Genomic DNA, 24846 nt, shown 5'->3' with positions numbered 1-24846 from the left:
CTATTGCATATTCATACCCTTTTTTAAATCTTGGCAACTACGACCTGGATTATATTTTTGTTAACATTTCCAGAAAATTAACGTTAAGTAACTTTCAAGACAAAAATGTGTAACTAAAAGTAATCAAATGTAGTTAAGGATACAAATCATTGGTGCTTAGGAAAAAAAACAAGTGTTGAAGAAAGTTGTGATGATTGGGGCTATCACCCTACTGTTTTTGGGAGTACCGCTAATGGGCAATGCTTTTGCCCAAACACCAGCCGCTACTCCACCTGCTGCTGATACTGGAGATACGGCATTTATGCTGATTTCAGCAGCCCTTGTGCTGCTAATGACACCAGGATTAGCATTTTTCTATGGTGGATTTGTGCGATCGCGCAACATCCTAAACACATTGATGATGAGCTTTGTGTTGATGGCGATCGTGGGAGTTAGCTGGATTCTCTGGGGTTATAGTCTTTCCTTTGCACCAGGTTTACCGTTTATCGGTGGATTGCAATGGCTGGGATTGAATGGTGTCGGCTTAGAGATAACCGATTATCTCAAAGGGTCAAATCCCCCAGAGGTTCTTTCTTATGCTGGAACGATACCTCACCAGGGATTCATGATCTACCAAGCCATGTTTGCCATTATCACCCCAGCCTTAATTTCTGGGGCGATCGCAGAACGGATGAGTTTTCGCGCTTATTGTCTGTTTGTGGTATTGTGGTCAACTTTTATTTACGCCCCTCTAGACCACATGGTATGGGCAAAAGGTGGATTCTTAGGTTTGTATGGTGGCTTGGGTGCTCTCGATTTTGCCGGTGGTACAGTAGTTCACATTAGTTCTGGCGTTTCAGCCCTGGTAGCAGCGATCGTTCTTGGGCCTCGGAAAACCCATCCTGATCGTCTTAGCCCACCGCACAACGTTCCGTTTATTTTACTGGGTGCTGGCTTATTGTGGTTTGGTTGGTTCGGCTTCAACGCTGGGAGTGCTTTAACTCTTGCTAGTGGAACCTCTGGTAACTTAGTAACAAATGTGGCAACAACAGCCTTTGTCTCTACGAATACATCTGCGGCAGCTGGTGCATTAATGTGGCTGATTTTGGAGAGTGTTTTACGGGGTAAACCAACCGCCGTAGGAGCAGCTACAGGAGCCGTTGCTGGATTGGTGGGTATCACTCCCGCCGCCGGATTTGTCACACCACTATCAGCGATTTTAATTGGTTTCATCACCGCCTTTGTTTGCTTCTATGCAATCAGTTTCAAGCACAAGCTACAAATTGACGATGCTTTAGATACCTTTCCTGTGCATGGTATTGGTGGTACAGTGGGAGCAATTTTAACAGCAGTCTTTGCCACTACTCAAGTCAATGGAGGAGGTAAAGACGGAGTGTTGCGCGGTAATTTTGGTGAATTGGGAGTTGAACTAGTAGCAATTGCCATTGCTTATGCGATCGCAGGTGTTGGTACGTGGATTATTCTCAAGGTTATCGATGCTACAGTCGGGCTACGAGTCAAAGAGGAAGCTGAATTGCAAGGTTTAGATATCAACGAACATGGTGAAGAAGGTTACAATTCCGAGTTTGGCGATCGTCCGACTTAGGAGTGGTGAGTGGTGAGTTAGGAGGAAAGAACTTTCTGTTTGCTTCCCCAGTCCCCAATCCCCAGTCCCCAGTTCCCAATCCCCAATCTCCAATCCCCAATCTAAGAGTGTGTCATTTGCGATCGCTAGCGTTAAAATTTGATTCAAATAATTGGTAAATTTCGCTAGTTGTGTCTACTTCTCTTAAAACCTTTCCTATCTGGGCATTTTTCTCGCTGTTAACCAACGGCATCCTAATGTTGGCGGTCATCCTGCTAATTTGGCAACAGCAGAGATTGTCCGCTTTTTTTGGGATAGTAACATCCCCAGAACCAATCAACCTGAACAACTCACCCCAAATTGCTACACCTGATTTGGGTCGCCGTCACCAACTCAGTTATCAAGAGTGGGTAGACATCCTCAAGCAAGAAGCCAAGGTCGCTGCTGACCAACGTCCTTCCGATTTAACTATCCTGGCGGGAGATTCTCTGAGTTTGTGGTTTCCCCCTGAGTTATTACCCGAAGGTAAAAATTGGCTCAATCAAGGAATTTCTGGCGAAACCAGCAATGGACTCTTGAAAAGATTGAAGATATTTGACCGCACCCAGCCAGAGGTGATTTTTGTGATGATTGGCATTAACGACCTAATTCGCGGGATGAGCGATAGGGTAATTTTGGATAATCAACGGCAAATTATCAGTTACCTGCAAAAGACTCATCCCACAGCGCAAATTGTTGTCCAATCGATTTTGCCACATGGAGCAGAGGACGCAACTTGGCAAGGACGAGAAAAACTTCTGGCTGTTGCCAATAGTCGCATTCTCAAGTTGAATCAGCAATTGCAAAACATATCTACCAAAAAAGGTGTCAAATTTCTCGATTTATACCCGCTGTTTACCAACAAGCAAGGAAATCTCCGCCGCGAATTTACTACCGATGGCTTACACTTAAGTCCTGAAGGCTATATAGTTTGGCGTTCTGCATTGCAGATTTATAGCGACATCGAATTAAAACCCCAGCAAGAAAAAGAGGGGAAAAGGTTAAAGGGTAAAGGGTAAAGCCATTAAATCATTTTCCCTTTCCCGCTCTTTGATAATATCTTTGAATACAACTTTGTATAAATCGCGTCTGGGCGCGAGAAAATAAGAAATAGTGGTTTAAGTAGACAAATCTAATGGATACAAAAGCTTTTAAGCGCAGCCTCCAACATTCAGAAAATTACAATCGCAAGGGTTTTGGTCATCAAGCAGAAGTTGCTACCCAGTTGCAATCTGAGTATCAGAGTAACTTGATTCAGGAAATTCGCGATCGCAATTACATCCTGCAACGAGGTGATGTCACAATCCGACTAGCACAAGCCTTTGGCTTTTGCTGGGGTGTAGAACGAGCTGTAGCTATGGCCTATGAAACCCGTCAGCACTTCCCCAAAGAACACATCTGGATTACTAACGAAATTATCCACAACCCTTCTGTAAATCAGCGAATGCAGGAGATGGAAGTAGAATTTATCCCCATTGAAGGCAAGAATAAAGACTTTTCTGTTGTGGGAACTGGCGATGTGGTCATATTACCCGCTTTTGGGGCAAGCGTTCAAGAAATGCAGATCCTTCACGATAAAGGCTGCAAAATTGTTGATACAACTTGCCCTTGGGTATCTAAAGTTTGGAATACAGTAGAAAAGCACAAAAAAATCGATTACACATCAATTATTCACGGTAAATATAAGCACGAAGAAACAGTTGCGACTAGTTCTTTTGCTGGCAAGTATTTAATTGTGTTGAATTTGCAAGAAGCAGGTTATGTTGCTGACTATATTATTAATGGTGGCAACCGGGAAGAATTTCTGACAAAATTTGCTAAAGCTTGTTCAGCCGGATTTGACCCCGATCAAGATTTAGAAAGAGTTGGTATTGCTAACCAAACTACGATGCTTAAAGGCGAAACCGAGCAAATCGGCAAACTTTTTGAGCGGACTATGTTGCAAAAGTATGGCCCTACAGAATTAAATCAGCATTTCCAAAGCTTCAATACCATTTGTGACGCCACCCAAGAACGGCAAGATGCCATGTTGGAATTAGTGGAACATAATTTAGATTTAATGGTAGTAATTGGTGGGTTTAATTCATCCAATACTACGCAATTGCAACAAATTGCTTTTGAACGGGGAATTCCTTCTTATCATATTGATACTGTTGAACGGATTAAATCAGGAGATTCCATAGAACATCGGCAATTAAATGGGCAGTTAATAACTACAGAAAACTGGTTGCCAGATGGAAAAATTGTTGTGGGAGTTACTTCTGGTGCTTCTACGCCAGATAAGGTAGTAGAAGATGTGATTGAGAAGATTTTTGCTTTGAAAGCAACAGCAGCGCTGGTTTAACGGTGACCAATTATCAAGTATATAAGTTCATAGTAAGGACTTTAGTCCTTACTATGAACTCTCAAAACTAGCTTAAACATTGTACTAGATAAGACTAGTAACTATTGAATGTTCACTATTTTTAAAGTTCGTAAAGGTTGAAATAGCAATATTATTATCCAATCAGCAACTCATACTCATCATGTGACCCAATCCAGACCCAGTAATAATCCTCGCCTTTCTTAAGTGCTAGTGCGCGATATCCACCACTAATCCTGACTGACCACAAATCATTTCCTACTTTTTTGAAATGTAAAGACGGATGAAATTGATTATTAATCCAAAGACGATATGCCTTTCTAGCTTGCTCTTTAACTTCATTTGAAAGTGCAGCATAAGAGCGCCAAAAATCAGGGGTTGTTAAGGATTTCATCTAACGGTTTTACCTGATTAGCTTGAATATCTGCCTTTGCACGCTGGATTAACTGATCCAATCGACCGGATTTTGCATCTGCTTCGATTTGCTTGTCCCAGGCATCATTGAGATATTCTTGAAGCCAGTTTGATAAATCCCGCATTTCATCTTCAGACAGTTGCAGAATAGCAGCTTCTATTTCTGGGAGTGAGTTCATCCTGTTATCCTCAATCCAGCACTATGAACTATATTCTACCAAAATTGACGGAATAATTCAGAATTAGAATTAACGTCAAATATTAGTTATTAATCATGAATTAGCATGACAGAGAAATGGCTTTCTATCGTCGGTATTGGGGAAGATGGATTACAGGGGTTAAGCGCGATCGCTCTTTCCCTAATCACTCAAGCTAAAGTAATTGTGGGAGGCGATCGCCATTTAGCAATGCTCCCTAAAGATGACCAGCGTGAGAAACTAGTCTGGACATCGCCTATTAGCACTTCTGTAGAGGAAATCATCCAGCGTCGGGGTCAGTCAATCTGCGTACTAGCCAGTGGCGATCCTATGTGTTACGGCATTGGTGTCACCTTGATGCGGCGAATTCCCGTCTCTGAAATGACGATTATCCCCGCACCTTCAGCCTTCAGCCTCGCTAGTGCCAGGGTGGGATGGTCTTTAACGGAGGTGGAAACCTTGAGTTTGAATGGTCGTCCATCCTCCCTACTCCAATCTTACATTTACCCAAAAGCGCAGCTGTTGATTTTGAGCGAAGGAAAGGACACACCCGCCATTGTTGCTGAAATTTTGACAAATCGCGGCTACGGTGGCAGCAAAATCACCGTCTTGGAGCGCATGGGCGGCACTCATGAAAGAATTGTAGAAGGGACGGCGGCATCTTGGAGTGAAACTGAAGTTGCGGCTTTGAATGCGATCGCAGTTTATTGTATTCCTGATCCTGGGGTTATTCCTTTGCCAAGATTACCAGGATTACCAGATAACGCCTACCACCACGATGGACAGTTAACGAAGCGTGAAGTTAGGGCAGTTACCCTAGCAGCTTTGGCTCCCACACCGGGAGGATTATTGTGGGATGTTGGCGCGGGTTGCGGTTCAATTTCTATCGAATGGATGCGGAGTCATCCTCGGTGTCGAGCGATCGCGATCGAACAAAATTCTTCTAGACTACTATATATTGCTGATAATGCCGCCACTCTTGGTACTCCCAATCTGCAAATCATTGAAGGGAAAGCACCCCATGTCCTGAAAAACTTATTAGCACCAGATGCCATCTTTATTGGTGGTGGGGTTACAGCAACGGGACTTTTTGATGTTTGCTGGGAAGCGCTACGGCCGGGTGGACGTTTGGTGGCAAATGTTGTGACGGTAGAGGGTGAGCAAACTTTATTTCAATGGCATAAACGAGTCGGTGGCGATTTAACTCGTATTGCCATTCAGCGGGCGGAACCTATTGGTAAATTTTTGGGCTGGCGAGCAATGGCGCCTGTGACGCAATGGGTAGTTGTAAAGTCTGAAAACTAAAATAAACAGTAGTCTAAATTTTGTAGCATACTATATTTAATAGGCTTGTTACTCAGAGACTTCTAACAAATAAATTATCCAATCTTGTGGGGTGGGTCGGAAAGCCCGCTTTTAGCTACGGGTGGAACGCCAACTCCACAAAAAGTAATTGAGTATTTTTTTATTTGAAAGAATTTGAAGAAGAATTCAGAAGTCAGAATAAAGACGCAACGCGTTCGCTATCAGTCGGGGATTCAGACCGGCGCAGGAATTGTTGCACCACCACCAAATCTACGATTTGGTGGTGGTGCAAAAACGCCGATTATTTAGACGCTCCTGCGTCGCTCTAAGCGAAGCCATGCCGTTCGCGTTAGCGTCTCTGAAAGAGAAGGCTTTACGCTGCGAAGCACCGCCAGTTCATACAGAAAATATTGCTGTTAGCGGATAGCTAAGGTTTAGCCCATTCTGACGACTGACGCCTTTATTCTGTTCGATAAATAAAATTCTTTTATACACAGTTAGGGCTGTGTATAAAAGAAAGTTTTTGAAGAACAATTTCTAGATTTTGAGAGAAGTTGTATCCATAAGTTGCACTGATCCTGTGCTGAAGTCACAGAAAATTGTATAATCGACAGCTTAATTAACCAAAAATTTTGTTTTCTATAGAAAATGACAGAAGTAATTAGATCCGGGAGCCTAAATAACATTGAGTCTATTGAGTTTGAAGAACAGTGCTTAGAAAAAGCTAGAGAAACAGGCGATGCCTACTGCGGGCAAAGCCAACGCAATAAAGAAGTCATTTCTTTAGCAAGTTTGGGCAATGCTTACTACTCACGAGGCGAGTACCATCTGGCAATTGAGTTTTATCAGCAGTGGTTGGATATAACGAGAGAAATAGGCGATCAATTCGGGGAAGCCAAATCTTTATCTGGGTTGGGTAACGCTTACCAATCACTGGGAAAATACCAGCGAGCGATTGAATTTTATCACCAGTGGTTGAGTATCACCAGGAAAATAGGCGATCGCACTGGGGAAGGTATTTGCTTGGGAAGTTTGGGAAATACTTATGAATACCTGGGTAAGTATGAGCAAGCGATAGAGTTCTATGAGCAGTGGTTGGGTATAACCAAGAAAATTGGCGATTGGACTGGAGAATGCATAAGCCTGGGAAGTTTGGGCAATACTTATGAATCATTAGGGAATTACCAACTGGCAATTGAGTTTTACCAGCAATGGTTAGGGCTGGCAAAATTCATTAGCGATAATAATAGCCAAGCTATGGCCTTGAGTGGTTTGGGCAGTGCTTATAAAGCTTTGGGAGAATACCAAAGAGCGTTTGAGTTTTATCAACAATCATTAGAGATTAAAAGGGATCTCAATGACCAAAATGGGGAAGCAAACGCCTGGTTTAATTTGGGTTTGGTGTTAGAAAAAATTAATCGAGAATCAGAAGCGCTCAATGCCTTTTGCAATGCTCGTGAAATATATCATGTAATGGGACTTGATGAAAGTCTGCAAGATTGCAATCATGCAATTGAACTTCTTTCTCAAAATGTTGCAACTTTCGCATCTGTCTTCTGGTTTGAAAGATGGTTAAATCATTTGTCGCAGTTGATCAAATCTGGTTCCAAACGATGAACAGTGCTGAATTACAAGTGCTGTTGGCTCCGCTACCGCTAACAACACTCGTAACTCACTCAAGACTCAGCACCATACTTATTAAATACTGCAACTGAGTCCTTGCGATCAAAGGAAAACACAGAAAACGGATCTTTTCGATTCCCCATCTCCATCCCAGGAGTACCTACAGGCATTTGAGGAACAGATAAACCAGCAATATTTGGCTTTTCTTGAAGCAGACGTTTGATGTCGTCTGCTGGGACGTGTCCTTCGATCACATATCCATTAACAATTGCTGTGTGGCAAGATGACAAGTTATCCGGCACGTTGTACTTTTGTTTGACTGTTTCGATGTTAGGTGTAGAAAAATCTGTGATTTTAAAACCCTGTGCCCTTAAGTGATCAATCCACCCGCCACAACAGTTACAATCAGGACTGTGATATACAGTGGCATTGAGCGCTGCTGATTTTAATGGTGTCTGTTTATCCTGGATATGCGTAGTAGTACTTACTAGTTGAGCATAACTCACAGGAGCAGTACTTCCCAAAATGCCCAACACTCCTGCTGTTAGACAAATCATTACTACTACTCGCACAGCAGCACGTACCAAGATGCGAGGTAAGAATTTTTGCCCGCAATAATTCAAAAGCACTCTGCGTCTCTCTGTGTTTAAAAACACTGCGATTTTATGCAAAACTATATTATGTTCCATAAAGCAAAAGCGATTCCTTATTAGTGATCATAACTGCAAGAGACTTCCAAATAAAAAATGCCTAAAAAAGGCTACAAGATAGATTTTGTAGCCTTTTTAAATAAAAATAAATTGAGCGATCGCTTTTCTTAAGGCGATCGCTATGACTTTTTGCAATCAAAAATACTCAATCTTTGCCAATTTCATCCCACAATTACATATCTTAAAGGCGTGATGGTGTTAAAAACTAATTGTTTGTGGCTTAAAACTCGATACACTATCCCAATAATTAACCTGATTAATATTCACCTTGAGCAAAGCAATATCGGCTTCGTCCAGTCCTTTTGGAAACCAGGTTTGAAGTTCCGGCTTCCATAGCTCTTGCATCTTGTTGCGGTCTGTCACAAGCTGTGCTGTACCTGAAATAGAAACGAAACGCTGCGGACTGGGTGACGAAAAGCTGACATTGACCTGTGGATGATGTTCAATCTCAGTTACCTTATGAGAAGCGGCATAGGTAAAAAACCAGAGTGTAGCATCAGAATTAATCTCGCCACTCCTGGACATCGGGTAACTATGCAAGCTTCCATCATCATCGACTGTGGTAAACATACCATAATCAATATCTTTAATTAGTTCATGCAATTTTGTAATTTGTTGGTTGCGATCTGTAGAAGTTGTCATTGGTTGTAGTTTTTTCTCTATTTACTTTTTCTAGACTGCAATTCCTTAATTACAACTAGATTTAAGGCTGGCAAGGCTATTTTTTAGTATTAAGCTTTTTTGTTTCAATTGCGTGAGCCTAGAGGTGTAGTTCTCATAAAATCAGCTATTTTAGTTATATCTCTAGACATATTGCTTGAGAGCCACTATTTTGTTTATGCATCAATTATAGAGATAGTATTTGGAACAAATTTAGTGCTGCGATCGTCTATGGGTTTTTGAATAAAAATATAAACTCAAACAAATTCTGGCAAACAAATTCTGGGACTGTGAAATTTTATGTTAGATTTGTACCTTATGAATGAGTCTCTTCAACCTATAGCAGGAGTATCATTTTTCATTAAGCACATAAGATAATAAAGAACCTAGACAATCAAATCGCAGTATATCTGCCTTTCAAATTATGGATTGGAAATACAGGTGGAAAAATGGCTATAAACCAAGCCGAGATGAAGCGGTAAAAAACCCTCATTTGTTAGATGAAAGTCAGTTCGATAATGAGCAAGACCGAAAGCTAGCTGAAGAATCTGCAAGGAAGCATTTAGGCATACCTGCCCCAACTTTAGATGAAGATAAATCAATACTACCTCATTAGTTTCGCCTAATGGCAAGGCTTGATAAGACTATTTTCCAAAATTTTTGCAACAAATAAATTGGCTATAGGGGCGTACAAATGTAAGCCCCTAATCATGTATCTGTAGTAAAATTTTTGTTAGAAATACTACCTTTGGGCATTTTATGCCTATGTACACCCCGCACTATTAGAAACTTCGATAAAATGCAGATTAATCAATTTTTCAATCGATTAAAAAACCGGAAATTTGCTAAGTTGCTCACTCAAACAGTAGCTTTAGGTCTAGGTGCTATTGTTCTCCTCTCAAGTACTAATGCGAATGCTGCGGAGCAAGTTATTTTAAAATATGGTACTTTTCAGGGGCAAATATCTGTTCAAGAGTTAACTCAGTTTACAGAAACCGGCAAAACTACCCCGACATTAAAAGCCTATTTACAAGCAGCGCAACAAGATCCAGCTGTAGCTCGTAAGGCACTTAAAGCTTCGATAAAAGCCGATCCTTCCTTTTTAAATAGCTTACTGTCTAGCTGGGCGGGGCCAGTTTTAGTTAACCAAATTGGTGAGGTAATTCGTCCTACCGAAGGAGAACTAGATCAGGAAGCGCTGCGAAACGCTTTAAGTGAATCTATTAAACAAAATGGTGAAGTTACACTGCTTGGAGCCATTCAGAATTATCCAAGTACTTCTGTTGAACTTGAAGGAGATCGTCTCATCCCCGTTTATGAACGCCTAAGCAATCTTGCAAAACTTTTCTGAGGCTAGTACCGCAAGGCGGAATTAAAAATTAAAAATTAAAAATGAAGACAGCGTAAGGGTTTTGTTGATTGGGAATGGGTGGTTTATTTACGCCGTGCTGTACTAGTTACTGCTGAAATTTAATACCGATGAGTCTATCTTAAGGCTCTATTATGTGACTGAGAAATTCCCTAACGTAATTGTAGAGTTAGGGAAAACTTTATATGACAACCAACGTTTCTAGAGATATTAACAAGAATGTTAATGGAGCGCTGATAACTGGTGTTCTTCTGAGTATTGTCGGGGCTATTGCGATCGCAGTGCCAAATATCTCAACGATATTCGCCGAGACTTGGATTGCAGTGATTTTGATTTTCGCAGGATTTACAAAACTAGTGTACGCCACTCAAACCCGCGATCGCGGAGGTTTCATTTGGAAAATTTTGTTGAGCGCACTCTATATTGCAACGGGCATAATGCTATTTGTTTATCCTTATACAGGCGTGCTTACACTCACTCTGTTGCTTGGCAGCTTTTTGCTGACTGAAGGCACATTCGAGTTAATTCTGGCATTCCAGTTACGTCCGCAAGATAACTGGACGTGGATACTAGCTGATGGCATCATCACACTGGTATTAGGTGGAATGATTTGGTTTCAGTGGCCCTTCAATGCGCCTTGGCTTCTTGGCACACTAGTTGGTGTCAGTATTCTTTTTACTGGCATTTCACGCGTGATGTTGGCGTTGAATGCGCGTTCTACCTCGAATCCTACTAACGAAGCCACAAATGCTACTTAGTAGATGGGGAATGGGGAATGGGGAAAACTAATTACCAATGCCCTATCCCAAACTTCAATAGTCAAAGTTTACAACGAGATTGCAGCAGCGATCGCCTTCATATTGCTAAATTAACTAAGGAAATCAAAATCCAGGCCAGCTAGCTGCAATCAACAATGGTATCTATTGCTACTCCCTTCTCGGATATTCAAAACCATTGGGCACGCTTGTTTATTACAGCCTTAGCCCAACGTGGTATTGTCAGTGGGTTGCCTAACGGCACCTATCGCCCCGATAACTCACTCACCCGCGCTGAATTTGCCGCCATCATCGCCAAGGCATTTCCCACAGTTGCCAAGAAGCGGCAGTATGTCCCCTTTGTTGATGTACCCACTAGTTATTGGGCCGCCGCCGCCATTCAAACAGCTTACGAAAAAGCATTTATTAGTGGGTTTCCTGATAAAAGTTACCGTCCCGCTAACCGAATTACTAGAGTAGAAGTATTAGTTTCCTTGGTAGCTGGTCTAGAAATTGCCACCAAAGTAAAACCTGACCTCCTCTCAGCACTCCCACAAATTTATCAAGATTCTGTTCAGATTCCTGGCTATGGTAGAAATCACGTAGCTATTGCCACTAGTGCCGGATTGGTGGTTAGTTTCCCAAATCTGAAATTACTCAGTCCCAATATCGCAGCCACCCGTGCAGATGTGGCAGTGATTATTTATCAAGCTTTGGTGTATTTAGGTCAGGCTGAAAAAATTGCCTCTAGTTACTTAGTGCAGCCGCCAATAATCACACCTACACCAATACCGACTCCAACGCCAACACCAACCCCAACACCAACACCAACGCCAAACCCCACACCTATCGGTAGCGTTAGAGTAAATCATAGTCGGGAGTTCCGGGGGGCATGGTTAGTATCTGTGTGGAATGGTGATTGGCCTTCCAAAGCCGGACTTTCTGTTGCCCAACAAAAAGCTGAACTCACCGAAATTGCGATTAAATTACAAGCGCTGAACTTCAATGCCCTGATTTTCCAGGTGCGACCGGAAGGAGACGCTTTATATGAATCTCAATTAGAGCCTTGGAGTGCTTGGCTTACCGGAACTCAGGGGAAAGTACCAGAACCATTTTATGATCCTTTAGCGTTTGCGATCGCAGAATGTCACAAGCGCAATATTGAAGTTCATGCTTGGTTCAACCCTTACCGCGCTAGCACTTCCACCGACCCAGCTAAAACAGTCCGTCCCCACCTAGCAGCTACCAATCCAGAAAGCGTTTATTTGTGGAAAACTCAACGCTGGATGGACCCAGGACTGAAAATAGTTCAGGATAGGGCGTACAACGTAATTCTCGATGTAGTGAAGCGCTACGATGTTGATGGCATTCACTTAGATGATTATTTCTATCCATATCCCATCGAAGGACAGTCTTTTCCCGACGACAAAACCTACGCTGCATATAAAGCAGCCGGTGGTACACTCAGCCTTGGCGACTGGCGACGGGACAATGTTAACAAAATGGTACAGCGCCTCTGGCAGGGAATTAAAGCAACCAAACCCGACGTAAAATTTGGTATTAGTCCCTTTGGAATTTATCGCCCCGGACAACCCGCTGGTATTACTGGGTTGGATGCTTACAATGTGCTGTATGCCGACTCTAAGAAATGGTTAGAAGAAGGCTGGATTGATTATATTGCTCCTCAATTATATTGGCGCACAGACCAACCACAACAAAGTTATTCGGCGTTGCTAAAGTGGTGGACACAGATAAATACAAAGCAAAGACACGTTTATGCTGGTAACAATTTAACAGAACCAAGCAACAAGAGTCGAGAGAGTGCTGAGATTGAAAAGCAGGTGATCATTAGTCGCAGCCAAGCTGCACAGTTGTCATTAGGGAATATCTTCTTTAATCTCGGTGTTTTGACGGAAAATAGTCAGGGCATTGCTGATAAATTCCAAAGTCTGCTTTATAACAAACCTGCGCTACCGCCAACTTTGTCTTGGCAAGATACAACACCACCCCCACCACCGACTGGATTACAAGTTAATAACCGCAAACTGAGTTGGCAGCCTGGTGATAATCAGCCAGTTCGTTCTTGGACACTTTATCGGCTGACTGGCGATACTTGGACAATTCAGCGAATTTTGTCTGCTGGTACAACCTTCGCTACCGTCCAACAAGCAGGAAGCTATGCGGTGTGTGCAGTGGATAGATTGGCAAATGAGAGTGCAGGAACAGTTATTACAGTGAGTTGAAGAAAAGTGGTTGTTGATAAGTGCGTAGGCAAAGCCCGTCGTAAACATCGCTTGCGACGGGCAAAGTGATCGCTGTTATGCTGTTGTGTAATATGAGTGCGACTCCGAATAGTACGTCTTACCACTACAGGGAAGCAAGCTACGCGTAGCGTCTCGCAGATAAGACATCGCATCTTTAAAATACTAGTGCAAAGTAATCAACCTGAACCAGTTAAATCCGATTGGATAGTTAGCCTTTTAGGAAGAGTTAAAGCTCTGGAAGTAAATCCCCATGAAGAAGCATTAACCTCCATTTTGGTTGAGCAAGCTTTGGAAAATGCCAAACGTACTGCTACCAATCCTGGTATATCACTGGCAGCAGCTTTTGACCTGATTGTAGCTGCTGAGTACTATACAAAACTAACTAATAAAGGATGGCTTTATTGTCCAGTAAATAATATTCCTCTATTAATTTACCCATATACTAACACTTGTCCAAGATGTGTTTTACAAGGTAATTTTTACTATCATCAGGCAAATAAATTACCATCTGGAACTATTGGCAAAACCACAAGTCGTTTGCTCTGTGTATTTCTAAAACATTTATTTAAAATTAATTCGAGGAATTTAAAAATTTATCATGGTGCTGAACCCGTTGACGTCATAATTCATGATGAGAAAGAGAGTGTAGTCTTGCTTGCAGAAGTAAAAGCCGCACCATTGACAACACTTCCTTTAGCAGCGAAGGTTGAGGTACAAACCGAGATGGGAGAACATGGAGAACCAATACCTTGTTCGCATTCTCCTACAGATAATTCATTTCTGGCATCATCTAACTTGCACATAATTTTGCCCAAGTTAGAAGGAGATTGCTGGAACTATGAACTTGTGGATCTAGGAGTAAAAGGAAGCCATAGTTCTCCAACATGGGCATACGAACAAATTGGCAGAAGTTTTGTCCGGGATAATCAACTGTTTTATCGATATTTTCAGTTTTGGAATATTGCCTATTCTGCGTATAATAAAGCAGCACGCGGTAGGGGAACTATACCTGAAGCTGTTTATTGGTTAACAAATGCTTGTGGACAACCTACTCCTAGACCTTTGACTTGGCCAGTTAGAAAGAGTGGTGATGGGTACGAATCCGTCTCTGATGGTAAATCTAGCGTAGGAATGGACAGAACTGATGATATTAAAAAAGGAATTTATCAAGTCTTAAAAATTGCTGCTACAGGAAAGCCAAAACATAGTCAAATAGCAGTAAAAACTGCTTTGCTGTCTAATATTCATGCTGTGCGTCACTATAATGATTACCTGCTCGAACTTCAGGATGTTATATGGACGCTAGATGAAACAGGAAAAGCGAAAAAAATTGCAGATTTGCCACCGGAAAAAGAGATTTACAATCTTTTTGATGGTATAATCACCTTCACCCAAAGCCATGTGAGAGATGACTGGATTTCAGAAAATTTCCAATTTTAATAGTCCGTGCAAATTGGTTGCAAATCACATTGCTAGACGGGTTGGTTCAGATGTACAAAAGCGTATCGATGCCTTAAAAATTGGGCAAAAAATGCAGGATTTGCCTGAAGAACTTTGGCACGATAGCTTTAAATTTTATCTCAAGCACGATCCAAATCGTCAAGGTGGGCCAAATTTAAGAATAATTCGTCTTGATCCAGATAAACCCTCACTAACAGTGACGGGGTACATTTTCAATAAGTTCGTCCATCCCTATAAAAATCGATTTATTACTGTGCGAGAAGCAGCTCGTTTACAAGGGTTTCCTGACGATATAAAGTTTGAGGGAACCCTAACAAGTACTCAGCTTCAGGTAGGTAATGCTGTACCTGTACCGCTTGCAGAAGCTGTGTTTAAATCTTTAGTTCAGCAAGCAAAGTTGTTAGGATTTGAAAATCGTTCCCTCAAAGCTTTCAGCTTATTTAGTGGCGCAGGAGGTATGGATATTGGTGCTTATCTTACGGGCAGTATAGAAACTAAGGTAGCTCTCGATAATTGGTCAGATGCTTGTTCAACACTGCGTGGTTTTTTTGGTGGCCATATTTGCGTTTTGGAAAATGATATTTCTACTGTAGAAAACCCGTTAAGTCTATGGCAAAAGTTTTCTGGTGAAGTTGAGAAACCAGATATTGTCTTTGGAGGCCCACCCTGCCAATCCTTTAGTCAGGCAGGTAAACAAAAAGGCTTTCAGGATGATCGAGGTGGTATGATTTATGAATTTTTACGTTTTGTCGAGCACTTGTACCCACCTTTTTTTGTTATGGAGAATGTATCTAATCTCAAAGGTATTGCAGGTGGCACAGTATACCAGCAAACTTGGGATAAGATGGCGAATTTAGGTTACAACATCTCAGTCGGTGTACTTTTAGCTGCTGATTTTGGTACTCCCCAGTTAAGGCGGCGATTATTTTTTCTTGGTTGCCGAAAGGACATTGGTAGTATCCGCTTACCTTTATCTACTCATAGTCCTGAACTTGAATTATTTGGGCTACTACCCTACGTAACTGTTGGTAAGGCTTTTGTTGACTTGGCAGAAGCAGAGTTCAGCCGTTAATTCTCTAATCGCAAGCTTGACCAGAAAGACTTTAAAGGGATTGAGCTACGGTCAACTAGGCGTATGATTAACTTACATATTGGCTCAGGCAGATCACCAACTTTGTGCGATGAAATCATGGGTATGCTAGCCTCACCAAACCTTGTCCCCAACAACAGGATGGAAAATTAGGGATTCACCTTTCGGTAGATTTAGACAGAATCATCAAAACTGTATATTTGAATGGGGTAACACATAATTTGCCACAAAACCTCATGCTAAATCAGTAATTTCAAGATAAACAGATGAAATTTTGATTGAATTCTAGTCAATTTGTTCCTTAAGTTCCTCAAAAGCCATGACATCCCCTGAGCCTCAAACTGATTTTGGAGAAAAAGCTCCACAAAGCTCATTTGAGCCACCTTCTGGAAAACGGCGGTGGCTTTGGTTATTTTTAGCAGCACTACTATTGTTAGGGGGCGGAGTACCTATAGTTTGGCGTTTGCTCACTCCGCAAAATTCAGCACCTTCAACTGCTAACCCTCAACCTCAAGGTGTAAGAGTCAAAATATCCACCGTACAAAGCGGCATCGTTGAGGAAAGTTCAGATTTTATTGCTAGCCTAAAATCCCAGCGCTCAGTTACGCTCCAGCCGAGGATTCAGGGCCAAGTTACCCAGGTACTTGTAAAACCGGGAGATTCAGTAGCCGAAGGAGCGGCGATTCTCCAAGTAGATCGTACACCACAAGCAGCGATCGCTCTGAAAAATTCTGTACCTCCAGCATTTTTAATGCAACTGGCAAATGCCCGCGCTACACTCCAATCTCTGGAAGCAGAACGACCATCATATATTGCAAATGTGCAATTGTATGAGCAAAATTACGAAAAGTTTCTTGCTCTGGCTGAACAAGGAGCCGTATCTCGACAAACTAGCAATCAGTTTGCTAATAGGCTCGCTAATGCTAAAACTAGTCTTAATGCAATTGATTCCAGGATTCAAGCACAACGAGCCAATATATTGCAGGCTGAAAAAACCTTGCAGCAAGCTAATGTAAATACTCAAACACAACAGCCCCAGTCTGACAAAATTACCGCTCCCTTTAGTGGCACTGTTGGCAACCTCGCTGTGAAAGTTGGTAATTTAGTTAATACTTCTACACCATTAGTTAATATCACCCAAAATCGACCTTTAGAAGTGAATATCTCTGTGCCACTACAGCAAGGGCCTCAATTGCGTAAGGGAATGCCAGTGGAGGTTATGAACACACAAGGTCAAAAGCTGGGTAGAAGTAGGGTATTTTACATTGCACCTAATCCTAGTACTGAGACACAGACAATACTGATCAAAGCACTTTTTGATAATCCTAATGGTCAGTTACGTGCAGATCAATTGGTAAGGGCTAGAGTGTTCTGGAATCAACGCCCCGGAGTTTTAATTCCCACAACAGCAATGACTCGTGTAGGTGGGGACACTTTTGTTTATGTAGTTGAAACAGAAACATCTCCCCAAGGCGTATCTCAACAAGTAGCTCGGCAAAAGCGAGTAAAGCTAGGCGAGATCAAAGATAATAATTACCAAGTTATTGAAGGATTACAGCCAGAAGATAAAGTTATTATCTCAGGTTTGCTCAATCTTAGGGATGGTGTTGCGATCGTTCCAGAATCTTAATTAAGAGGAGTGGGGAGTGGGGAGTAGGGGAGGTGAAGGAGAATAACCAATGCCCCATGCCCCATGCCCAATGCCCTAAATTTAACCTTGATACAGTACGTTAACAGCAGATAATTATTTTGATTAACCAACATAAAACTCGATTAATCTATGGTGTCTTTGACAGGGAAGGTTGCAATTATCACTGGTGCATCGCGGGGAATTGGACGAGCGATCGCTCTCAAGTTAGCTGGTAATGGTGCATCTATTGTCGTTAACTATGCAGGTAATGCAGTCAAAGCACAGGAAGTTGTTGCAGAAATTGAAAAGTTGGGGGTAGGTGCGATCGCTATCCAAGCTGATATTAGCAAAGTACCCGACATCCAACGGTTATTTGAGCAAACACTGGAACGCTTTGGTAAAGTCAATATTTTGGTCAACAATGCCGGGATCGCCTTCTATAAACCAATTACTCAGGTGAGTGAAGAAGATTTCGACAAGATTTTTGCCATTAACGTCAAAGGTACTTTTTTTGCTTGTCAACAAGCCGCGCAACATCTGGCAGAGGGGGGACGGATTATTAACTTTTCCTCATCAACTACGGTGATGATGCTGCCAACTTATAGTGCCTATGTAGGAACCAAGGGCGCTGTTGAACAAATCACGCGAGTACTAGCTAAAGAATTGGGTGCAAAAGCGATCGCAGTTAATGTTATTTCTCCTGGCCCCACCGATACAGAACTATTCCGAGAAGGCAAAACACAAGAACAGATAGATCGTTTAGCCCAAATGGCGGCTTTTGGCAAACTGGGAGATGTACAAGAAATCGCCGATGTAGTAGCGTTTCTCGCTAGCGACGAAGCTAGGTGGATCACTGGGCAAAATATTCGTGTCAACGGTGGAATCGCGTAAGGAAAAGCTCTCCTAACGATCCCCGTTTTAAAACCTCAGCCAGTAATGTGCAATGCCGTAATAGAAATTTAAGCTATGAATTCCAATATCAATCTTTTCACACCAGTTCAGCTTGGCCCTTACACCTTACCAAACCGGATTGTAATGGCACCGATGACGCGTTTGCGGGCAATTGCAAGCATCCCCAACTCACTAATGGCAACTTACTACACCCAACGCGCTAGTGCTGGGCTGATCGTTACCGAATGTACGATGGTTTCACCTCTGAGTTTAGGATACATTAACTGTCCAGGAATTTACTCAGAAGAACAAGTGGCAGGATGGCGGTTGGTAACTAATGCAGTACACGAACAAGGGGGCAGAATTTTTTTGCAACTTTGGCATTCTGGGAGAGTTTCTCACTCGGCTTTACTTGATGGAGAATTGCCAGTTGCTCCCAGTGCGATCGCAGGGATTGGCTCACTCCATACACCCATAGGTAAAGTATCGTTGGAAACTCCCCGCGCTTTAGAAACCCCAGAAATTTCCGAGATTGTCGAGCAATTCCGCAGAGGTGCCAAAAATGCCTTGGCGGCTGGTTTTGATGGGATTGAACTTCACGGTGCATTTGGTTATTTAATCGACCAATTTCTCCAAGATGGCTCTAACCAGCGCACAGATGAGTATGGCGGTTCAATAGAAAAGCGTAGCCGATTCCTCTTAGAAGTTGTGGAAGCAGTCGCTAGCGTTTGGGGTGCAAACCGGGTTGGTATAAAACTTTCGCCAAGTAACACTTTTTATGGAATGCATGACTCTAACCCTCAAGAAACTTTTGGTTATGCAATCAATGCTCTTAACCCCTTTGGACTTGCCTATCTTCACCTGATGGAACCGAACGAAGTCGATTTAGGAACCCGCGAAGTCATGAACCCAGTTACACCCTACTTTCGGCAAATATTCCAAGGTACTTTGATTACTAATGGTGGCTACGATCGCCAAACAGGAGATAGCATTCTTACTAGTGGCAATGCAGATTTAGTTTCTTTTGGCAAGTTATATCTTGCTAATCCTGACTTACCAAAACGCTTAGAATTTAATGCACATTTGAACGCTCCAGATCCAAAAACATTTTATGCCCCTGATGCTACAGGATACACCGACTATCCCTTTTTAGAACTTCAGACAAATTAAAGCAATCACAGCCATCTCTAAATCAAAAATATAATTTGTCAGTTGCACAATTTTTCGGTTTTATAATTGTCCAAGTAGGAGAACACAGCCGTGCTGGCTTTCGATTAAAACGGATTGCTAAATATGGGATGACAAAGTTTGTATAAAGCATTTATAACTTATACAAATAACGGCTGATTATCCGGTTGTAGAGTCTGTGCTTTTGCGCTAAATATCACTTATCAGGCATTAAAAAATTATGGATTTGTCCAACTTTACTACACTTCAAAACTTAGAAGCAGCCTTCGGTGGTGAATCGATGGCAAATCGTAAGTATCTGTTTTTTGCAGATGTAGCGCGTCAACTTGGGTTTACAGACTTGGCGAAACTTTTTAAAGAAACAGCAGATCAAGAAACTGAACACGCTTTTGCACATTTTAAGTTACTACATCCAGAACTTGTGGTAGAAGATGCAGCGGCTTTAACTGATGAACAAAAGCGGGAAATTGTATCTCGCTGTTTATCTTTGGCAATAGAAGGCGAGACTTATGAATATACTACAATGTATCCAGAGTTTGCCGCCGATGCCCAACGCGATCGCGACAATCCCGCAGCTGAAGAATTTCTCAAACAAGTTCAAGAATCTACCGATCATGCCAACACATTTCGGGAAGCTGCACACCGTTTTGGCTTGTTAAAATTCATCGAAAATTACCACGCCGATCGCTACACTGAAGCCTTAGAAGTATTAAATGGAGGACAAGCAGCAACCAGAGTTGCTGGTGAAGAACCTCAAACTCGGAAATGGATTTGTAGACAATGCAGCATGATTTATGATCCGGTTGCTGGCGATCCTGATTCGGGGATTGCAACTGGTACACCTTTTGAAGAAATTCCTGAAGATTGGGAATGTCCGATTTGCGGCGCTAGCAAAAAGACTTTTAAACCATTTGAGGAAAAAGTTGCAGCTTAAGACAATAATCAATTAGGCAATCTTTTTTTAGCATATAAACGCGAAGCGTCTTAAAAGATACTTCGCGTTCTTGATTTTTTATACAGAGGTTTTGATCATGTGTTCACCAGAAGATAACGGCTATGCCTTTTGTTTTGGTGAAATGAGTCGTTAACTGTCATCAGGTAAATGTACAAATTAAATGCGTAACAACTTAGGTAATTCGTAATTCGTTCAGGAAGTGAGAGTCTTCTCAATGCGACGATCTGGAATCAGCCAGATGATTGCGACTAAAACGTACAATGCACAGGCAAACCATGAGTTCACAAAGGCAAGTGGAATTGCCACAGCATAGAATACCACCGATATTTTTCCTTTTAAGTCTTCACCAACTGCGATCGCTAAAGTTGAGTCCCTACCGTGGTGAGAAATGAGGACACGGGTAAGGATGAAGTAAGCGATTGCATTCAACAACAACACCGTACCATAAAGGGCAACTGGCATGGCGGCAAAGTGATTCTCGCCCATCCAACCAGTGACGAAGGGGATTAGCGACAACCAAAACAGCAGATGCAGATTAGCCCAAAGTATACGCCCATTTACCTGTCGGACTGCTTGTAGTAGGTGATGGTGATTATTCCAGTAGATGCCGATATAAATAAAACTCAGCACGTAGCTCAGAAATACCGGGATTAGCGGATGTAGCGCAGCTAAATCTAATCCATGCGGCACTTTGATTTCTAGCACCATGATGGTGATGATGATGGCAATCACTCCATCGCTGAATGCTTCTAATCTCCCTTTTCCCATGTACGTATTCCTTTTTTATAATCTTTAATTCTCACTTGCCAATTTCCGCCGTAATTCCCGAATAGCAGCGCTAGTATTGCGCTCGTAGGCAATTTTAAAACACTCTGTAACTACTTCTGACACATTGATGTTAGGGAAATAACGGCTACTGGTTTCAACAGTGTAGCGATCGCCCTGCAATCTGTAAATTACCAGCTGGTTCTTCCTAAACAACCAAACTTCTGGTACTCGATAAGGTAGGTAGTCATTTACATCGGTGTAACTGGTGATGTCTATCTCCACCACTAAATCAGGTGATGGATCGACGCCCCAATTAATGCGATCTTTACCTGCGATTGTCTCCCAGTTTTCAATATAAAAACAGTAGTCTGGTTCTATACCACTTTCTTGTGGTAGTTCCATTGTGATTGGGGTAAATGCCTCGTATTCTCGTCCCAGATGATCGAGCAAAACTTTGACTACATCTGCAATTACACTTACTTTACGCCCATGTTCTGGTAGTGGTGCCATCAAGAGAATTTCTCCATCTCGATATTTAATACGAGGAGAGGAGCGATCGCCTAGTTGTTCATTCAATGCTTGATAATCTTGCCAGCTTCCAGGTAGGCGTACTACCGCACCTGGGGGCAAATGGATTGTATCGGGTGTGACAACAGCAAACATAGAACTGATACCTCCACCTCAACTGTAATGCTTTAGATAAACTGTAGCTAGACTTTGATTATTACCAAAGCACTGTCAGGCAGCACAAGGCTGTCCTACTTTACCTTACTTAATTTCTGTAATGCTTTAAATCTCAATTGCTGCGGCTGAAAAATACAGCAGCTATCACAATTAAACCTAAAAGTGCTAAAGGAACCCAGAGATTAGGGAGATCAGACAAACTCATAAATGACTTCTAAATAAGTAGGGTATATGAAGCAGATTGCAATAGACAGTCGCTACTTTATAAATCAACTTTTAAGTAAGCCTTTTTTTAACTTCCTCAGCCAAGTTTTCTAGTAACACTTCTACTTGCTCACCTGTTTTCAAATCTTTGAGTGAGGATTTTTGTGCCGCGGCTTCTTCAGAACCAATAATTACGCAAAATTGAATTCCTTGCTTGTCTGCTAATTGAAATTGTTTACCCAAGGGACGCTTATCAAAGTTAGTTATGACATTAATTCCCGCCTGACGCAGATGTTGAGAAACTTTTAAATAAGTAGGCATTAAATCTTCTTGCATATTCACTACCATCACTTGCGCTGGTGTAGCAGCTAAGGTACTAAGAATACCAGCTTTTAGCAAGCGGCTAATTAAGCGAGTTAAGCCAATAGAAATGCCGACACCAGGCATTTTTTCGCCCAAAAATACCCCGACTAATTCTTCATATCTACCACCAGAACAAATACTACCTAACGCTTCATGTCCTAATAGGGTTGTTTCGTAAACTGTGCCAGTATAGTAATCAAGACCACGGGCAATAGATAAATCAATACAGAAACGGTTTTCGGCAACTCCGAGATTACGCACCCCTGCAATTACCGTTTCTAATTCGGTAATACCTAAGCTCAATTGCTCGGTTTCTAGCAGATTTTGGGCGAGATGCTTGAGCTTATCTAATACGTCATCAATCGAACCGTCTATTTTAATAAACTCAATAATTTTTTGCGCCTGTTCTGCTGATATTCCTTCTTTTTCTAAATCTTGTTTTACTTTACTTTCACCAATTTTTTCTAGTGTGTCAACAATACCAATACACGATTTAATTTGATTTTCGGCAATTCCCAGTGATTTAAAGAAACCAGTCAGAACTTTTCGGTTATTGATGCGAATCAGAAAATCGCCAATATTAATTGCTTCAAATATCTCAGTGATAATTGCAGGCATTTGAGCATCATAAAGCAAGCTGAGTTCACGACGAGCAACTACATCAATATCGCACTGACGAAACTGACGAAAACGCCCATCTTTCGCCCGTTCTCCACGAAAAACTACATCTGTTTGATAACGGGCAAAGGGAAAGGTTAATTCATTCAGATGACGGGCAATATACGCCGCTAAAGGAACTGTTTGATCGAACTTTAAAGCTCTTGCTTCCGAACCTGTTTCGCCCGATCTATCTCTCTCGGCTTGTCGATTTGGTGGCAATATAGGATCAATTCCATAAATTATATTATCGCCTTGATTACCTTTAGCTTGCAGTACTTCTAAACGTTCTACAGCAGGTGTTTCGATAGGCGTAAATCCATAGCTTTCAAAAACTCTACGGATGATATCTAACAAATATAATTCTAGACGCTTTTCACTAGGCAGAAATTCTGGAAACCCGCTAGGGGTAGAAAAGTTTATTTTGTCACCTTTAGCCATGCGTGTACCTTACTAAGTTTAAATTTGAGATCAAAGCCTAACGACTGGAAGTCGTGGCTACACAAACAAAGTCCGCACTTCGACAGGCTCAGTGACCACCTGCGCGGACTGGAGAATAATCAGTGGTTATCTCTGAAAGGAGAAATTACTATCTTAGCCGTTCTTCTTGAATTAGAGTGCGTTGAAAGATTTGATTGTTTTTAAACCAATGCCAAGTGCGGGCACGATTGTTATTGTCAGGACTAATGTAGATCATTTCATATAAGCTCATATCTGGGTTTGTTTTATAAGTAAACCACAAAATAACAATGGAATCATCAGCTTCCCAGGCTTTTCCTTCAATGCGATCGGTGTCAAACCAAAGCTTATTATCTTTATAAATTCCTGGAAATTCATATTCTTCTCGTTTCCCATCAGACCATGTGTAGCGATTTATTTGGTAATAGGGATGAGGGCCATTTTCTGGAAATTGACAAGTTAAGTGAGATTCATACTTGTCGAGGATTTTTCCTGTTGTATCAATTAATGTATAAGTTCCTACCCAATCTCCTTCATGACGGGCGAGTACGGGCATACCTTCTCGAATATTAGACATTGCAATTCACCTTTTATTGTTCTAACATTTGGAAAAATCGAGTAAAGTAATCGGGAAAAGTTTTTGCTGTACAACCAGGGTGTTTTATTACAATGCCTGGAACCTTTAAGCCAGTGCAGTGGTATCTACTGGGCGATTCAGAACAGGGATTGCAATGATATGCACTTTTAACTTCTGTGCAGGTAGCCAGCTACAACTTAATTATGTTCGCATATTATGAGTGGGCAGTGGGGAAGGTTGTCAAAGATGGTTTTAATCATCGCTGGCATAATTTGACGCGAAGTATAACGAATTCCGTTTTTCTTCCAAGTGATAAATGCGGCGGGCTACGCCTACGCGTTTATCGTTGGCTTCTAATGTTCTTCTGTATCCACAGCAATATCTTTCGCCAGTCCCGCCGCTTGCGATCGCCAGTTGACGCTTTTATTGTCCACGCCCTGGCTTGCAATCTGCAAAACCCAATGCCTCTGTGTCGAGAAAACTTGCGATTCTCTTTCAGAGACACTACGTGAACGCCATCTCAATAACTGCTTCGATTGGATATTCAATTTCAGTAGCGCGAGCAATTAGAGTGGCGCGAATTCTTTCAGGTAAGCATCCTAAAATAACTTCGGCATCATGGGGGGAAAGTTGCTCTTGGAGTTTTGCTTGCATCGC

General features: G+C 41.9%; 24 protein-coding genes and 1 pseudogene. 16 read left to right on the top strand and 9 right to left on the bottom strand.

The genetic code is table 11. The features are described from left to right. Nucleotides 1–232: 232 nt before the first annotated feature. The 3 genes from A4S05_RS09660 to A4S05_RS09650 all read left to right on the top strand — a co-directional run bounded on the left by A4S05_RS09660 (nucleotide 233) and on the right by A4S05_RS09650 (nucleotide 3947). On the top strand, nucleotides 233–1585 hold the full coding sequence (locus tag A4S05_RS09660; RefSeq protein ID WP_218107943.1) for an ammonium transporter: 1353 nt from the start codon (nucleotides 233–235) through the stop codon (nucleotides 1583–1585). Nucleotides 1586–1755: 170 nt separating this feature from the next. Continuing rightward, a complete protein-coding gene (locus A4S05_RS09655) occupies nucleotides 1756–2622 on the top strand; it encodes an SGNH/GDSL hydrolase family protein (protein ID WP_084227058.1) in 867 nt (288 codons plus the stop codon). A 116-nt stretch (nucleotides 2623–2738) separates the two neighbouring features. After that, the gene (locus tag A4S05_RS09650) at nucleotides 2739–3947 is read left to right on the top strand and encodes a 4-hydroxy-3-methylbut-2-enyl diphosphate reductase (RefSeq protein WP_069069614.1); all 1209 of its coding nucleotides are present in this window, start codon (nucleotides 2739–2741) and stop codon (nucleotides 3945–3947) included. Nucleotides 3948–4101: 154 nt separating this feature from the next. Here the strand turns inward: A4S05_RS09650 and A4S05_RS09645 are convergent, their stop codons facing one another. Together A4S05_RS09645 and A4S05_RS09640 are read right to left on the bottom strand one after the other, a co-directional pair. Continuing rightward, nucleotides 4102–4359 (bottom strand): ParE family toxin-like protein, encoded by a 258-nt coding sequence (locus A4S05_RS09645; protein WP_069069613.1) that lies wholly within the window; start codon nucleotides 4357–4359, stop codon nucleotides 4102–4104. Next, the gene (locus A4S05_RS09640) at nucleotides 4337–4558 is read right to left on the bottom strand and encodes a hypothetical protein (protein ID WP_069069612.1); all 222 of its coding nucleotides are present in this window, start codon (nucleotides 4556–4558) and stop codon (nucleotides 4337–4339) included. Before A4S05_RS09640 ends, A4S05_RS09645 begins: the two co-directional genes overlap by 23 nt. 105 nt (nucleotides 4559–4663) lie before the next feature. Between A4S05_RS09640 and A4S05_RS09635 the strand changes: the two genes are divergently transcribed. From A4S05_RS09635 to A4S05_RS09630, 3 genes are all read left to right on the top strand, one after another. Then, entirely contained in the window at nucleotides 4664–5881 is a 1218-nt protein-coding gene (locus A4S05_RS09635) for a bifunctional cobalt-precorrin-7 (C(5))-methyltransferase/cobalt-precorrin-6B (C(15))-methyltransferase (RefSeq protein WP_069069611.1), read from the top strand. Nucleotides 5882–6055: 174 nt separating this feature from the next. Further along, on the top strand, nucleotides 6056–6190 hold the full coding sequence (locus A4S05_RS43120) for a hypothetical protein (RefSeq protein WP_256090905.1): 135 nt from the start codon (nucleotides 6056–6058) through the stop codon (nucleotides 6188–6190). A gap of 339 nt (nucleotides 6191–6529) precedes the next feature. Continuing rightward, nucleotides 6530–7498 (top strand): tetratricopeptide repeat protein, encoded by a 969-nt coding sequence (locus A4S05_RS09630; RefSeq protein ID WP_069069610.1) that lies wholly within the window; start codon nucleotides 6530–6532, stop codon nucleotides 7496–7498. Nucleotides 7499–7557: 59 nt separating this feature from the next. On the opposite strand, the gene A4S05_RS09625 is transcribed toward A4S05_RS09630, so the two are convergent. Together A4S05_RS09625 and A4S05_RS09620 are read right to left on the bottom strand one after the other, a co-directional pair. Beyond that, nucleotides 7558–8133, bottom strand: a complete 576-nt coding sequence (locus tag A4S05_RS09625) for a DUF411 domain-containing protein (RefSeq protein ID WP_069069658.1) — start codon at nucleotides 8131–8133, stop codon at nucleotides 7558–7560. Nucleotides 8134–8412: 279 nt separating this feature from the next. After that, complete coding sequence (locus tag A4S05_RS09620; protein WP_069069609.1) at nucleotides 8413–8856, bottom strand: pyridoxamine 5'-phosphate oxidase family protein; 444 nt, start codon at nucleotides 8854–8856, stop codon at nucleotides 8413–8415. Between the two features lie 442 nt (nucleotides 8857–9298). Between A4S05_RS09620 and A4S05_RS09615 the strand changes: the two genes are divergently transcribed. From A4S05_RS09615 to A4S05_RS44085, 10 genes are all read left to right on the top strand, one after another. After that, entirely contained in the window at nucleotides 9299–9490 is a 192-nt protein-coding gene (locus tag A4S05_RS09615; RefSeq protein WP_069069608.1) for a bromodomain-containing protein, read from the top strand. A gap of 183 nt (nucleotides 9491–9673) precedes the next feature. Further along, complete coding sequence (locus A4S05_RS09610; RefSeq protein WP_069069607.1) at nucleotides 9674–10225, top strand: alpha/beta hydrolase; 552 nt, start codon at nucleotides 9674–9676, stop codon at nucleotides 10223–10225. A gap of 203 nt (nucleotides 10226–10428) precedes the next feature. Next, entirely contained in the window at nucleotides 10429–11001 is a 573-nt protein-coding gene (locus A4S05_RS09605; protein WP_069069606.1) for an HdeD family acid-resistance protein, read from the top strand. 155 nt (nucleotides 11002–11156) lie between these two features. Further along, nucleotides 11157–13241 carry a glycoside hydrolase family 10-like protein gene (locus A4S05_RS09600; protein WP_069069605.1) on the top strand — a complete coding sequence of 695 codons (2085 nt, stop codon included), beginning with the start codon at nucleotides 11157–11159 and terminating at the stop codon, nucleotides 13239–13241. Between the two features lie 186 nt (nucleotides 13242–13427). Further along, nucleotides 13428–14702, top strand: coding sequence for a hypothetical protein (locus A4S05_RS09595; RefSeq protein ID WP_069069604.1), 1275 nt, complete (start codon nucleotides 13428–13430; stop codon nucleotides 14700–14702). Between the two features lie 13 nt (nucleotides 14703–14715). Then, nucleotides 14716–15795: a DNA cytosine methyltransferase gene (dcm, locus tag A4S05_RS09590; RefSeq protein ID WP_256090904.1), complete on the top strand. Its 1080-nt coding sequence runs from the start codon at nucleotides 14716–14718 to the stop codon at nucleotides 15793–15795. Between the two features lie 337 nt (nucleotides 15796–16132). Beyond that, on the top strand, nucleotides 16133–17443 hold the full coding sequence (locus A4S05_RS09585) for an efflux RND transporter periplasmic adaptor subunit (protein ID WP_069069602.1): 1311 nt from the start codon (nucleotides 16133–16135) through the stop codon (nucleotides 17441–17443). A gap of 150 nt (nucleotides 17444–17593) precedes the next feature. After that, complete coding sequence (locus tag A4S05_RS09580; RefSeq protein ID WP_069069601.1) at nucleotides 17594–18334, top strand: SDR family oxidoreductase; 741 nt, start codon at nucleotides 17594–17596, stop codon at nucleotides 18332–18334. Nucleotides 18335–18409: 75 nt separating this feature from the next. Next, a complete protein-coding gene (locus A4S05_RS09575; protein WP_069069600.1) occupies nucleotides 18410–19504 on the top strand; it encodes an alkene reductase in 1095 nt (364 codons plus the stop codon). 238 nt (nucleotides 19505–19742) lie between these two features. Continuing rightward, a complete protein-coding gene (locus tag A4S05_RS44085) occupies nucleotides 19743–20456 on the top strand; it encodes a rubrerythrin family protein (protein WP_069069599.1) in 714 nt (237 codons plus the stop codon). Between the two features lie 213 nt (nucleotides 20457–20669). On the opposite strand, the gene A4S05_RS09565 is transcribed toward A4S05_RS44085, so the two are convergent. The 5 genes and pseudogenes from A4S05_RS09565 to A4S05_RS44185 all read right to left on the bottom strand — a co-directional run bounded on the left by A4S05_RS09565 (nucleotide 20670) and on the right by A4S05_RS44185 (nucleotide 24843). Continuing rightward, nucleotides 20670–21245, bottom strand: coding sequence for a TMEM175 family protein (locus A4S05_RS09565; protein WP_069069598.1), 576 nt, complete (start codon nucleotides 21243–21245; stop codon nucleotides 20670–20672). A 24-nt stretch (nucleotides 21246–21269) separates the two neighbouring features. Continuing rightward, the gene (locus A4S05_RS09560; RefSeq protein WP_069069597.1) at nucleotides 21270–21908 is read right to left on the bottom strand and encodes a Uma2 family endonuclease; all 639 of its coding nucleotides are present in this window, start codon (nucleotides 21906–21908) and stop codon (nucleotides 21270–21272) included. A gap of 297 nt (nucleotides 21909–22205) precedes the next feature. Beyond that, the gene (gene hisS / locus A4S05_RS09555) at nucleotides 22206–23594 is read right to left on the bottom strand and encodes a histidine--tRNA ligase (RefSeq protein WP_069069596.1); all 1389 of its coding nucleotides are present in this window, start codon (nucleotides 23592–23594) and stop codon (nucleotides 22206–22208) included. Nucleotides 23595–23742: 148 nt separating this feature from the next. After that, nucleotides 23743–24189: a DUF3598 family protein gene (locus tag A4S05_RS09550; protein ID WP_069069595.1), complete on the bottom strand. Its 447-nt coding sequence runs from the start codon at nucleotides 24187–24189 to the stop codon at nucleotides 23743–23745. Nucleotides 24190–24612: 423 nt separating this feature from the next. After that, a pseudogene (locus A4S05_RS44185) lies at nucleotides 24613–24843 on the bottom strand (hypothetical protein). Nucleotides 24844–24846 lie beyond the last annotated feature (3 nt).

Source organism: Nostoc sp. KVJ20 (assembly GCF_001712795.1).
Taxonomy (GTDB): Bacteria; Cyanobacteriota; Cyanobacteriia; order Cyanobacteriales; family Nostocaceae; genus Nostoc.
The sequence above is the reverse complement of the archived record's forward strand: the minus strand, read 5'-3'. Positions and strand labels throughout refer to the sequence as shown.